The following is an 11,944-nucleotide window of genomic DNA, read 5'->3' as shown; positions in this document are numbered from 1 at the left end:
CCCGGGAAGCGGCTTTGGCCGCTTCCTCCCCCCGAGGATATTTAAGGACAGAAAAGATCAGCTGGCGGCGGCGCGGAGTTTGGCCATCAGCTGGTCGAGGACTTTCTGGTAGCGCGGATCTTTGAGATGGCCATTGTCGTCGAAGGCGTTCGAGCTGTCGGCGACGAGGAGTTCGGGGCCGGTCAGAAGACGCGGCTGGAACGGGGTCAGCATCAGGCGCAGCGCGAATTGCGACCGGTCGCCGCCGCCCCTGCCGCCAGCGGCCGAGATGATGGCGACGGGCTTGTCTTCCCAGGGATTGCCTTTGATCCGGCTGACCCAGTCGAGGGCATTTTTCAGCACTCCGGGCGGGGCTTTGTTATATTCCGGGGTCGAAATCACCACGGCATCCGCTTCGGCGATCTGGTCATAAAGCCGGGTGACGCCGGCGGGGTAGCCCTCAGTGCTTTCGAGATCGCCGTCATAAAGGGGCAGGTTCAGGTCGGCCTCGAGCTGGCGGGTCGGGCCGAAGGCCGCGCGGGCCTCGCGCAGGAGCATCCGGTTGGTCGATCCCTGGCGGAGGGCACCGGCAATGCCGAGGAGGGTGAGGCTGGTCATATCGGTCTCCGGAACAGGGATCAGACGAAAAGGCGCAAAAGGAGCGGGGCGAGGATCGCGGTCATCAGCGCGTTCAGCCCCATGCCGAGCCCGGCGAAGGCGCCGGCGGTCGGGTTGACATGGAAGGCGCGCGCCGTGCCGAACCCATGCGCCGCGAGGCCGGTGGCAAAGCCGCGGGCGCGCCAGTCGCGGATCCGCAGGGCATTCAGCAGCGGGGTCGCGCAGGCCGCGCCGCAAAGCCCGGTCAGGAAGACCATCAGTGCGGCCTGGGTGGGCGAGCCGCCGCTTTGCTCGGCAATGCCAAGCGCCACGGCGGCGGTCGCGGATTTCGGCGCCAGCGCCGCAAGAAGCTCTGGCCCGACCCCGAAAGCATGGGCAATCAGCAGTGCGGTCAGGATCGCCGTGACCGAGCCCGCCAGCAGCGCGGTCAGGATCGGCAGCGCGGCGCGACGGACCCGGGCGAGATTGTCGTAAAGTGGCAGGGCAAGGCAGACCGTCGCCGGGCCCAGCAGGAAATGGACGAATTGCGCGCCCTCGAAATAGGTTTCGAAACTGGTGCCGGTCGCCAGCAACACCAGCGACAGTGCCGCCATCGCGACAATGGCCGGGTTGAGGGCGGGCATCCGCCCGGTGTAATTGAACACCACGAGACCGAAAGCATAGGCCGCCACCGTCATCGACAGCCATAAAAGCGGATCGCGGGCGAGATAGGTCCAGATATCGGTCACAGGCTGCCCTCCTTGCTGTCTTCTTTGCCGCTGACATCTCCGGTCAGCCGGGACACCAGCACGAAGGTCAGTGCCGCCACCGCAATCGCCGCCAGCGCCGAGACCACGATGGCCAGCAAAAGCGGCAGCGTATTCCCCCCGAGGCTGCCAAGCTGCAACATCGCCCCCACGCCTGCCGGCACGAAGAGCAAAAGCAGATTGCCGAGGATCGTCCCCGCCATGGGCCGGATGACGTCGCGCAGCCGCTCGGAGGTGATCAGCCCGGCCAGCATCAGCGCCATGCCAAGGACGGGGCCCGGGATTGGCAGATGGCTGGCCTGGGAGATGACTTCTCCGGTCAGCTGGCAGGCGAGGATGGCGAGGATGGCGATGATGGTGGGCGGGACCATGGAGTTTGTTTCCGGGGGTGAGGGGCCTTTGCCATGCTGCGATTTTGCCGGGCCGGGAACCAGTGGCGAAATGGTCAGGGCCGCCATGTTTTCGCGCCCCGCCCCGGGCTTTGGCGCGGGGGCGCGTCTTTTATGGGGATAACCCCGGGAAATCCGGCTTATCGCCGCGACACGCATTGACCTTGCCTGCTCAAATTCCGAGCATGTCCGGCCAAAACAGAACAACGACTCGTGAGGGCGCGGCTTGCGCTTCAGTAAACTCAGGCTCAACGGTTTCAAAAGCTTTGTCGACCCCACGGATCTGGTGATCCATGAGGGGCTGACAGGCGTGGTCGGGCCAAATGGCTGCGGCAAATCCAATCTGCTGGAAGCGCTTCGCTGGGTGATGGGCGAGAACCGTCCGACCGCGATGCGCGGCGCGGGCATGGATGACGTGATCTTCAACGGAGCGGCGACCAGGGGCGCGCGCAACTTTGCCGAAGTCTCGCTGGTGCTCGACAATGCCGACCGGCTGGCGCCTTCGGGGTTCAATGACAGCGATACGATCGAGATCGTGCGGCGTATCACCCGCGATGCCGGTTCGGCCTATAAGGCCAATTCGAAGGACGTGCGGGCGCGTGATGTGCAGATGCTGTTCGCCGATGCCTCGACCGGGTCGCACAGCCCGGCGCTGGTGCGGCAGGGCCAGATTTCCGAACTGATCAATGCGAAACCGAAGGCGCGGCGTCGGGTGCTGGAAGAGGCGGCCGGGATCTCGGGCCTTTATGCCCGCCGCCATGAGGCGGAGCTGAAGCTGACCGGCACCGAGACCAACCTGACCCGGGTCGATGACGTGCTGGAACAGCTGGCACAACAGCTTTCGGTGCTGACCCGCCAGGCCCGCCAGGCCGCGCGCTACCGCGAGATTTCCGATGAGCTGCGGCAATCGGAAGGGATGCTTTTATACCGGCGCTGGCGTGAGGCGGATCTGGCGCGGGGCGAGGCGGAAAGCGCGCTGCGCGACCGGCTTATCGCGCAGGGCCGCGCCGAGATGGCGGCGCGGGACGGCACCAAAGCGCGCGAGGCGGCGGAAGAGGGTCTGCCTGCGCGGCGCGAGGAAGAGGCGGTGGCGGCGGCGATCCTGCAGCGCCTCATGTTGCAACGCGACGCGCTTGGCGATCAGGAGCGGCAGGCGCTTGCCCGGATCCAGACCCTGCAAGGCCGGATCGGTCAGCTTGGCAATGATATCGAACGCGAGGCGGGGCTGAACCGTGATGCGGGCGAGGTGATCCAGCGGCTGCAATGGGAAATCGACCAGATCGTTAAGGCCCATGAGGGCCATGACGAGCGCCTCGCCGAGGCGGTCGAGGCGGCGCGTGAGGCGGGGGCGGTCCTGACGGACCGCGAGACTTTGATGTCCGAGGCGACCGAGGATTCGGCGCGACTGGCGGCGCGGCATCAGTCGGCCACGCGGCTGGTGCAGGAAAGCCGCTCAGCGGTCGACCGCGCCGAGGCCGAGGCGCTGCGCGCCCGCGATGCGGTGGCGGGGGCCGAGGAAACCCTGGCCGGGGCCGGTGAGACTTTCGAGGCCGCGGAAGAGGCGCGCGAGGCGGCGGCAGAGCTGACGGAACAGACCGAGGCCGCGCTGGAACTGGCCGAAGAAGCCCGCGCCGAGGCACAATCGCGCGAGGCCGAGGCCCGCGCCGCGCGCTCGGGGGCCGAAGGTGAGGCCAATGCGCTGCGCGCCGAACGCGCGGCGCTGGCGAAACTCGTGGACCGCGAGGCCCAGGCCGGGCATCAGCTTCTCGATCGTCTGGTGGTCGAACCGGGATATGAAAAGGCGCTTGGCGCGGCCTTGTCGGATGACCTGCGTGCGCCGGAAATCGCGGTGGGGGAACGCACCGGCTGGGGCCTGCTTGATCCCTATATCACGCCGCAGCCGCTGCCTGCGGGGGCTGCGGCTCTGGGCGCGCGCGTCGAGGCGCCGGCAGTGCTGGCGCGCCGTCTGGGCCAGATCGGCGTGGTCAGCCGCGAAGACGGGTTCCGGCTGCAGGCGGATCTGAAGCCGGGCCAGCGTCTCGTCAGCCTTGAAGGGGATCTCTGGCGGTGGGATGGTTATCGCTCGGGCGCCGAGGATGCGCCCTCAGCCGCGGCGCTCAGGCTGCAACAGCTGAACCGGCTGCAACGGCTGAAACAGGATCTTGAAGAGGCGAGCGCCCGGGCCGAGGGTGCCGCTCAGGCGCATGAGGTGCTGCAAACCCGGCTCCAGGACCTCGCCCGCGCCGATCAGATGGCGCGTGAGGCCCGCCGTTCCGCCGATCAGCGCCTGGCTGAAGCCGACCGCGCGCTGTCGAAATCCGAGGCCGGGCGCACCCTCGCCACCGGCCGGCTTGAGGCGGCGCGGATCTCGGTCGCGCGCTATGAGGATGACGCTATGGCCGCCCGCGCCAGGCTGCGCGAGGCCGAGACCGGCATGGCGGATCTGCCCGATCTCGACCAGGCCCGCGAGGCGGTCGAGACCACGCGGATGACGGTCGAGGCGGCGCGCATCACCATGATGACCCGGCGCTCGGGCCATGATGAGCTGCGCCGTGAGGGCGAGGCGCGGGTGCGCCGCCGCCAGGAGGCGCAGAAGGAATTGTCCGGCTGGAATCACCGGCTTGAGACCGCCGGCAAGCGCAGCCAGGAGCTGACCGAGCGCCGCGCCGAGGCCGAGGAGGAGCTGGCCGAGGCCAGTGAGGTTCCCGAGGAAATCGCCGCCAGGCGCGAAGAGCTCAGCGATGCGATCCTTGAAGCCGAAGCCCGCCGCAGCGAGGCCGCGACCGCGCTGATCGCCGCCGAAACCACGCTGCGCGAAGCGCAGATCACCGAACGCGATGCCGAGCGCCTCGCCGGTGAAGCCCGCGAAACCCGCGCCCGCGCCGAGGCGCGTCTCGATGCCGCCCGCGAAGGCGTGGCCCATGCCGCCGAGCGTATCGCCGAAGAAGAAGACCGCACGCCGCAGGAATTGCTGGCCGCGCTGAAGACCGATCCTGAGAAGATGCCGGATGCGGACAGCCTTGACCAGGACGTTCAGCGCCTGAAACGCCAGCGCGAGGCGCTTGGCGCCGTCAACCTGCGCGCCGAAGAGGATGCGAAAACGATTGATGCCGAATATCAACAGCTTGCGACCGAGAAGACCGATCTCGAAGAAGCCGTCCGCAAGCTCCGCGCCGGGATCCAGGGGCTGAACAAGGAAGGCCGCGAACGTCTGCTGACCGCATTCGAACAGGTCAACAGCAATTTCTCGATGCTCTTCACCCATCTTTTCGGCGGCGGTGAGGCCCGTCTCGTGCTGGTCGAATCCGATGATCCGCTCGAAGCCGGGCTCGAGATCATGTGCCAGCCGCCGGGCAAGCGCCTTGCGACGCTGTCGCTTCTTTCCGGGGGCGAACAGACGCTGACCGCGCTGGCGCTGATCTTCGGGGTCTTCCTCGCCAATCCGGCGCCGATCTGCGTGCTCGACGAGGTCGATGCGCCGCTTGATGATGCGAACGTCACCCGCTTCTGCGACCTGATGGATGAGATGACCCGCCGCACCGAGACCCGCTTCCTTGTCATCACCCATCATGCGGTGACCATGGCGCGGATGGACCGGCTTTTCGGGGTCACCATGCAGGAACAGGGCGTCAGCCAGCTGGTCTCGGTCGATCTGCGCAAAGCCGAGGCTCTTGTCGCCTGATGCACTCTCTTCTCGAAAAAGCAGGCTTTCCCGGCATCGAGGCCGATGGCGATACGATCTGGGCGCGACTTTCCGCCTCCGGCCCCGAATTTCGCGCGGATCCGGAAGGCGCGGCCTGGATCCTGACACTTCTCTGGCCGGTGCGGCTCGACCCGAACACGCTGGCCCGCTGGAACAGTCAGAACCCGGGCGCCTTCCTCGACCTTTCGGGCGGCGAGACCCGGCTGCGCATGGGGGCGGAGACCACCGCCGATCTCGACATCTGGGCGAAAGCCGCCGACAGCATGGTCCAGACCTGCCTCAGCTTCCGCCGCCAGCAGCGCGAACGCGGCGAAGGCATGTGAACCGTTACATTTTCTGTCTGAAAATATCCCGGGGGAGTCCCGGAACGGGACGGGGGCAGCGCCCCCTCCCGCGCGGCGCTCAGCCCCGCGACACCACCCGTATCTCATCACCGCGCCGCACCACGCCATCGCGCTCGATGGAACAGAGGATCCCGCGCAGCCGCAACGGCACATGCTGCGGCAGGTTCAGCCAGGTCATCGCATCCTCGCCGTAGCGCACCTTCCACTTCACACAGCCATCGTTAAAGACCGATGAGACCCGGATCAGCGCCGTGCCGATCTGCAGCACCGAGCCGACCGGCAGATTGGCCTCGGATGTGTCGAGATCGGCGATCACCGGATCGCCCGGATGGACCACCGTTTCCGGATCGGGCCGTACCAGATCATGCACCCGCGCCGGCAGGACCGAGACCTGGATCGCGGGGTCGGGCGCGCCATTTTCCAGCCGGAGCCAGGGCTCTTTCGACCAGCGCTCGCCGGGAATACCGCCCGCGACGGTCAGGGTCAGGCTGTCCGGATGTTCGCGCAGATTGCGCCCCGGGCGGAAGGTCAGCTGCCGCGCAACGCTCACCTCTTTCGGTGCAGCGGTCACATGGCCGAGCGCTGCCATCAGGTCTTCCATCGGGGTCATGTCCCGCTCCCTTCCGATCCGCTTTCCGGCAGTTTCGCGACCCGGGCGCGCAGGTCAAGCCGTGCCTCCACCAGCCGCCCGGCCTCGCGCAAAAGATCTGTCCCCCGACCCGGTATCTGGGTCACCTGGTAGAAATCCGCGATCTGACCAGGGCTGGCCGCCATCAGCCAGGCCTGCATTTCGGGCCGGTATTGATAGGCGCCGCGCGTCAGGCGGAAGGGCAGGGCCGAAAGCCAGTCCTGGCGGTCCTGGGCGTGGAAATGCAAAAGCTTCAGCCCGGGGTGAAAGCCCGGCCCTGGCAGCCGTTCGCCGCCGATAAACGCGCCATGAAGGCGCGGCGACAGCCCCGGCACGCCCGAGCGGAAAAACACCTTGCCGGCGGAATGCGACAGCATCGCTTCGGGCAGGATATCGGCATAATCGCCTAAGGTCGGCCCGCGCAGCCCCCTATGCCGCGGCTTCAGCGCGCCGCGAAAGGCGCGGGCGGTATAGATGTCATCGGGAAGGTCCGGCTCATGCAGCGCCTCGAAAGGCTCGATCCGGCACAGGATGTCTTTGGCGGGCAGGCAGCCCAGCACCTCGGCCACCGGCCGCAGCGGCCAGATGAATTCATCGATATCGACATGGCCAAGCCAGTCGCTGCCGCCCGCGCGGTAGACCATGCGCGCATTCTTCGCCTGGCGGTTCTGATGCCGGTCGGGCCGGCCGCCAAGCGCCTGCCAGTGCCCTGCATCACAGGCGATCAGCCGCACCCGCGAAAGGCGCCGCGCCGCGATCGCCGCCAGCGCCGGGTCGTCCGGGTCATCAAAGCAGAGCGTGATCTGATCCGCGCCAAGATCCAGATGCCAGGCAAGAAAGGCGAGGATCTTCTCCTCGGGCGCTTTCACCGTGGCAACCAGCGCCCAGCTGGCGGCCTGTTTCACAGGAGATCCAGCAATTCCCGCGTCGGCCACGCATCTGCCGGCAGGCCGAGGCGCTGTTGTTCCGCCTGGATCGCGCGCCGCGTGCCCGCGCCCAGAACCCCGTCAATCTTGCCGACATCATATCCAAGCGCCTGAAGCTTTTCCTGCAGGGCCCTCATATCCTCATCGGGCAGTAACGGGTCGGGCGAGGTGTTCAGCGCCGGCTCCGCCCCTTCGATCAGGGTGGCGAAATAGGCGGCGGTGGTCACATAGGTCAGGCTTTTGTTCCATTCCAGCAGGACCTGGAAATTCGGAAAGACCAGGAAAGCCGGCCCCTTGCGGCCCTGCGGCAGCAAAAGCGAGGCTTCAAGTTCCGCCGGCAGCGTATTGCCGCGCCGGGGCGCCACGCCAAGCGCCGCCCATTGCGCGACCGGCAGGTCCTTGTCGAGCCCGCTCAGCGCCCAGTCGAAGGTCTCGGGCAGCACAACCTCGGTCAGCCAGGGCTCGCCCGCGCGCCAGCCGTGATGTTTCAGCATATTCGCGCCCGACATCAGCGCATCCGGGACCGAGGTTTTCAGCCGCACATGCCCGTCGCCATCGCCGTCAATACCGCGTTCCAGAATGTCCTTCGGCAGCATCTGCACCATGCCGATCTCGCCCGCCCAGGCCCCTGTCGTGTCGAGCGGCAGGTCGCCATTCGCGAAAAGCCGCATCGCGGCAAAGGCCTGGGGGCGGAACATTTCGGGTCGGCGGCAATCCCAGGCGAGGGTGAGGATCGCGGCGCGGGTATTGTAATCGCCCTGGAAGCGGCCGAAATCGGTTTCAAACCCCCAGATCGCCAGCATCACCCCGGGCGGAATGCCATAGGTGCTTTCGGCTTTCGCAAAAAGCGGCTGATGGGCGTCCCAGGCGAGCATGGCATCGGGCAGGCGCTTGTCGCCGATCAGGCTCTGCGCGAATTCGAGGAAAGGTTTGCGAAACACCCCCTGACGCTGATCGGCCCTGAGAATCTCGGGTTCGGCGCGGGCATCTGCAAGCCAGCCATCTGCTGCCGCCTCAGGAAGGCCCTCGGCCAGGGCTTCATCACGCAGCCCTGCAAGGAACCCGGGAAAGCTGCCACCGCAGGGCACCTGGGCTGCTGCCTCAGCTGTCGGGGCCTCGGGGAGGGGGGGCGGAGTTTCTGCCCGGGCAGAAAAGGGGGCCAGCATTGCGGCTATGATCAGGGGTCTCAGCATGGGCGCGAAGCTAGACGAGCGCGGCCATGAGGGCAATTGCCAGCATCAGTGCCCAGGCCCGCCAAAGCGCGCGGCAGGCGGCGTCAATATCTTCGGGCCCGGCATCGCGGCGCCCCTCGGGCCAGACCCAGGGGTACCAGCGCATTTCGCCATTATAGCTGCGCGGGCCGGAAAGCGCGACATTCAGAATGGGCGCGAGGGTGGATTCCGGCCAGCCGGCATTCGGGCTGCGATGCTGCGGCGCATCGCGCAGCACCGGGCGCGGGTCGAGCCAGCCATGTGACAGCGCGAGTAACAAAGACGTCAGCCGCGCGGGGATCAGGTTAAGCAGGTCATCAAACCGCGCAGCGGCCCAGCCGAATTCGCGATGGCGCGGCGTCATATGGCCGATCATCGAATCGGCGGTATTGGTGATCTTGTAGATCAGGATCCCCGGCAATCCGGCGATCAGGAACCAGAAAACCGGCGCAATCACCCCGTCCGAAAGATTTTCGGCCGCCGATTCAATCGCGGCGCGGGCGATATCCGGCGCGCGCATGTCTTTGGTGTCGCGTCCGACGATCATCGCAACCGCGCGCTTGCCCTCGTCCAGCGACTGCCGGAGCCCCGTCGCCACCGCCCGCACATGATCAACCAGCGAGCGCTGCGCGATCAGAATGGCGGCGATCACGGTCTCGATCACACCGTGATATGGCAGCCTGCCGATGAGCCAGCCCACCAGGCCCGCGCCAAGGACCAGGACGGCCATCACCACAGCCCCCTTGAGCCGCCGCGCCGCGCCCTCGTTGAACCGCCGGTCCGCAAGGCCGATCAGCCGGCCCATCAGCACCGCCGGATGCGGCAGGTGGCGCCAGATCCAGGCGGGCTCGCCAAAGGCGGCGTCGAGAATCATGGCAAGAACCAAAACCATGCCGGACCCCGTGCTGGTGGTTGCGAATCATCTGACAGGGAAGTGAACCGGATCGGCCCCGCGGGCAAGCGGGCATTCAACGGTCCCGGCCTGCGGCATTGCCGCCACGAAGGCTTCATCTTTTTGTGGTAAAGTGCTGGCATGGTGAGAGGGGCTTGATTTCACGGGCTTTCGGGTTTGTGCTGGGCTCAGGAGGGGACGGACATGCTGGAATATCTGCCCAAGGAGTTGCGCGATCATCTCGATGCTGCCCGCAAGCGCCAGCAAAGGCGCAAATCGCGGATGCGGGTCGAACTTGGCGATCTGCTGGTCTATCCGGTGATGCGGTTCTGGCAGGGCGGCTTTTCGCTTGATGCCGATCTGGTGCCGGCGCGGCTGCGGGGGCTGGTCGATATCTATGACGGCCCGCGCCATGTTTTTCAGTGCCTGATCGTTGCCTCGGAAATCGTCGATGGCGAACTGGTCTGCGACTTCAAACGTCTGACCCCGGTGACCAATCGCGCGGCGCTTGACTACTGGCGCGAAGACGAGGGGCCGGCGGGTTATTTGCCATCCGCGTAAGGGGGGGCTCTGCCCCCTCCACCCCCGGAGTATTCAGATCAAGAGGAAGAGCGTATTTCCTCTTGACTGAAATACTCCCGCCGGAGGCTTCCTCACCTGGCCAGAGGCGCCATCACGGTCGGATCTCGACCATGGTTCCAACAGGCGTCGCCGCCCAGATTTCACGCATTTCCGCATTGCTTATGGCGATACATCCTGCCGTCCAGTCAGTTGCGATAAATGTGTCATCGGGCAGCATATTCGGCTGGCCATGGATCATGATATCGCCCCCGGGAGAATAGCCGCCGGCCCGGGCGCGCGCGCGGTCGGCGGGCTGCGGGTAATCGAGCCCCAGTGAGAGGTGATAGGCAGACTGGTCATTGCGGCGGTCGATGCGGAATTCGCCCTCGGGGGTGCGGCCATCGCCTTCGCGTTCCTTACTCCCATCGGGCGCAAATCCGAGGGCAATCCTATAAACCCGCACCTCTTTGCCATCCTGGATCAAGGCCATGCGGCGGGTGGATTTTTCGATCACGATGCGCTCCACCTCACCTGAAAGCGGCGGCAGCGGCGTTGCATCAGGCCCGGGGGCGGGGACTAGGCGCGGCCAGAACAGCAGAGCGGCGAGGATCAGCCCGCTGAGGCTCAGCAGCGTGAAAAGCCGCGCCAGCTGTTTCATTGCAGATCGGAGAATGCCGCCTGCAACCGCTCCAGCGCTTCTTCGACCTGGGCGCGTGGTGCCGCGATATTGACGCGCAGGAAGCTCTCGCCGCCGCGTCCGAAACTGTCACCGTAATTGGTCGCGATGGCGGCCTGACCTTCGACGCGTTCCAGCATCCCGGCCTTGCTCAGCCCGGTGCCCGAGAAGTCGACCCAAGAGAGATAGGTCGCTTCAAGCGGCATGGATTTCAGCCCCGGGATCCGGTGGATCGCCGCATCGAACAACTGCCTGTTGCCGTCGAGATAGGTCATCAGCGCATCGACCCAGGCCGCCCCCTCGGGCGAGCAGGCGGCGGTGACCATATGTATCCCAAAGCTGTTCGGCGAAATCCCGATCGCCCCCATCACAGATGCAAAGCGCCGGCGCAGAACCTCATCGGCGATGATCACATTGCCGGTATGGGCGCCCGCGATGTTGAAGGTCTTGGTTGCTGCCGTCAGCATCACCAGCCGGTCCTGGATCTCTGGTGCGGCATTGGCCATCACCGTGTGTTTATGGCCCGGATAGGTCAGGTCGGAATGGATCTCGTCCGAGACAAGGATCAGATCATGGCGCTGCGCAAAGGCGGCGATCGCGCGCAGTTCGGCCGGCGTCCAGACCCGCCCGCCGGGATTATGGGGCGAGCACAGGATCAGCATGGTCTCGCGCCCCGTCAGCTGCGCGTCCCAGGCCGCGAGATCGAGCATATAGCGCCCGTCCTCGTTCTTCAGTTCGCATTCCACCACCTCGCGCCCGCTGGACCGGATCACCCGGGCAAAGGCGTGATAGACCGGCGTCATCAGCACGATGCCATCCCCGGGCTGCGTAAAGGCCTGCAGACACAGCCCCACCGCATTCACCAGGCCATGGGTGGTGAAGATATGCGAAGGATCGATTTTCCAGCCATGGCGGGTCTGCATCCACCAGGTGAGCGCCTCGAGATAGGGGCGCTCATCGCCGAAATAGCCGTAAACCCCATGATCGAGCATCTTTTGCAGCGCGGCCTGCACCGCGGCGGGCGGGCGGAACTCCATATCTGCCACCCACATCGCAAGGCCCCGGTCATGCGGGATGCCGTAAAGCGTCTCCATCATGTCCCATTTCACGCAATGAGAGCCGAAACGGTTGATGGGCGTATCGAAATCGGGGCGGGACATGAGGGCGTCTTTCTGCACAATACCCCGAAAGGGCTAGCCGCAGATGCGGCCCGGATCAAGCCGCGCGCCGTCTGTCCGCGCCCTCCGGCACCCGCCCTCACGCAGATATGC

Annotated in this window: 12 protein-coding genes; 3 read left to right on the top strand and 9 right to left on the bottom strand. The window is 66.1% G+C overall.

Annotation, left to right across the window (positions count from 1 at the left end; translation table 11 throughout):
* Window positions 1–57: 57 nt before the first annotated feature.
* Genes JC607_RS05905 through JC607_RS05895 form a run of 3 tightly spaced genes read right to left on the bottom strand, consistent with a single transcriptional unit; the run spans window position 58 to window position 1,714 of the window.
* Window positions 58–597 (bottom strand): NADPH-dependent FMN reductase, encoded by a 540-nt coding sequence (locus JC607_RS05905; RefSeq protein WP_198836023.1) that lies wholly within the window; start codon window positions 595–597, stop codon window positions 58–60.
* A gap of 20 nt (window positions 598–617) precedes the next feature.
* The gene (locus JC607_RS05900; RefSeq protein ID WP_198836120.1) at window positions 618–1,274 is read right to left on the bottom strand and encodes an LrgB family protein; all 657 of its coding nucleotides are present in this window, start codon (window positions 1,272–1,274) and stop codon (window positions 618–620) included.
* A 47-nt stretch (window positions 1,275–1,321) separates the two neighbouring features.
* On the bottom strand, window positions 1,322–1,714 hold the full coding sequence (locus JC607_RS05895) for a CidA/LrgA family protein (RefSeq protein WP_198836022.1): 393 nt from the start codon (window positions 1,712–1,714) through the stop codon (window positions 1,322–1,324).
* A gap of 244 nt (window positions 1,715–1,958) precedes the next feature.
* On the opposite strand from JC607_RS05895, the gene JC607_RS05890 reads away from it, so the two are divergent.
* Window positions 1,959–5,414 (top strand): chromosome segregation SMC family protein, encoded by a 3,456-nt coding sequence (locus JC607_RS05890; protein ID WP_198836021.1) that lies wholly within the window; start codon window positions 1,959–1,961, stop codon window positions 5,412–5,414.
* Entirely contained in the window at window positions 5,414–5,758 is a 345-nt protein-coding gene (locus JC607_RS05885) for a hypothetical protein (protein WP_198836020.1), read from the top strand. The genes JC607_RS05890 and JC607_RS05885 overlap by 1 nt, the downstream gene beginning before the upstream one ends.
* 79 nt (window positions 5,759–5,837) lie before the next feature.
* Here the strand turns inward: JC607_RS05885 and JC607_RS05880 are convergent, their stop codons facing one another.
* From JC607_RS05880 to cbiB, 4 genes are read right to left on the bottom strand one after another with little or no spacing between them, the layout of a single operon-like run.
* Window positions 5,838–6,389, bottom strand: a complete 552-nt coding sequence (locus JC607_RS05880; RefSeq protein WP_198836019.1) for a hypothetical protein — start codon at window positions 6,387–6,389, stop codon at window positions 5,838–5,840.
* Window positions 6,386–7,312 (bottom strand): glycosyltransferase family 2 protein, encoded by a 927-nt coding sequence (locus JC607_RS05875; RefSeq protein ID WP_198836018.1) that lies wholly within the window; start codon window positions 7,310–7,312, stop codon window positions 6,386–6,388. The genes JC607_RS05880 and JC607_RS05875 overlap by 4 nt, the downstream gene beginning before the upstream one ends.
* Window positions 7,309–8,499: a lytic murein transglycosylase gene (locus JC607_RS05870; protein WP_370584761.1), complete on the bottom strand. Its 1,191-nt coding sequence runs from the start codon at window positions 8,497–8,499 to the stop codon at window positions 7,309–7,311. Before JC607_RS05870 ends, JC607_RS05875 begins: the two co-directional genes overlap by 4 nt.
* Window positions 8,500–8,536: 37 nt before the next feature.
* Complete coding sequence (cbiB, locus tag JC607_RS05865) at window positions 8,537–9,436, bottom strand: adenosylcobinamide-phosphate synthase CbiB (RefSeq protein ID WP_198836016.1); 900 nt, start codon at window positions 9,434–9,436, stop codon at window positions 8,537–8,539.
* Window positions 9,437–9,640: 204 nt separating this feature from the next.
* On the opposite strand from cbiB, the gene JC607_RS05860 reads away from it, so the two are divergent.
* Window positions 9,641–9,997 (top strand): hypothetical protein, encoded by a 357-nt coding sequence (locus JC607_RS05860; RefSeq protein WP_198836015.1) that lies wholly within the window; start codon window positions 9,641–9,643, stop codon window positions 9,995–9,997.
* Between the two features lie 112 nt (window positions 9,998–10,109).
* Here the strand turns inward: JC607_RS05860 and JC607_RS05855 are convergent, their stop codons facing one another.
* A complete protein-coding gene (locus tag JC607_RS05855; protein WP_198836014.1) occupies window positions 10,110–10,655 on the bottom strand; it encodes a murein L,D-transpeptidase family protein in 546 nt (181 codons plus the stop codon).
* Window positions 10,652–11,833, bottom strand: a complete 1,182-nt coding sequence (locus tag JC607_RS05850) for a MalY/PatB family protein (protein WP_198836013.1) — start codon at window positions 11,831–11,833, stop codon at window positions 10,652–10,654. The genes JC607_RS05855 and JC607_RS05850 overlap by 4 nt, the downstream gene beginning before the upstream one ends.
* Window positions 11,834–11,944 lie beyond the last annotated feature (111 nt).

It is taken from the genome of Paracoccus sp. IB05 (assembly GCF_016405985.1).
Classification (GTDB): Bacteria; Pseudomonadota; Alphaproteobacteria; order Rhodobacterales; family Rhodobacteraceae; genus Pseudogemmobacter.
Note: the sequence above shows the minus strand (reverse complement) of the source record. Positions and strands in the feature narration are given on the sequence as shown.

Coding starts and splice junctions, on each gene's coding strand:
- JC607_RS05905 (WP_198836023.1), bottom strand. CDS start 597: ATGACCAGCCTCACCCTCCTCGGCATTGCCGGTGCCCTCCGCCAGGGA.
- JC607_RS05900 (WP_198836120.1), bottom strand. CDS start 1,274: ATGACGGTGGCGGCCTATGCTTTCGGTCTCGTGGTGTTCAATTACACC.
- JC607_RS05895 (WP_198836022.1), bottom strand. CDS start 1,714: ATGGTCCCGCCCACCATCATCGCCATCCTCGCCATCCTCGCCTGCCAG.
- JC607_RS05885 (WP_198836020.1), top strand. CDS start 5,414: ATGCACTCTCTTCTCGAAAAAGCAGGCTTTCCCGGCATCGAGGCCGAT.
- JC607_RS05880 (WP_198836019.1), bottom strand. CDS start 6,389: ATGACCCCGATGGAAGACCTGATGGCAGCGCTCGGCCATGTGACCGCT.
- JC607_RS05870 (WP_370584761.1), bottom strand. CDS start 8,499: ATGCTGGCCCCCTTTTCTGCCCGGGCAGAAACTCCGCCCCCCCTCCCC.
- cbiB (WP_198836016.1), bottom strand. CDS start 9,436: ATGGTTTTGGTTCTTGCCATGATTCTCGACGCCGCCTTTGGCGAGCCC.
- JC607_RS05860 (WP_198836015.1), top strand. CDS start 9,641: ATGCTGGAATATCTGCCCAAGGAGTTGCGCGATCATCTCGATGCTGCC.
- JC607_RS05855 (WP_198836014.1), bottom strand. CDS start 10,655: ATGAAACAGCTGGCGCGGCTTTTCACGCTGCTGAGCCTCAGCGGGCTG.
- JC607_RS05850 (WP_198836013.1), bottom strand. CDS start 11,833: ATGTCCCGCCCCGATTTCGATACGCCCATCAACCGTTTCGGCTCTCAT.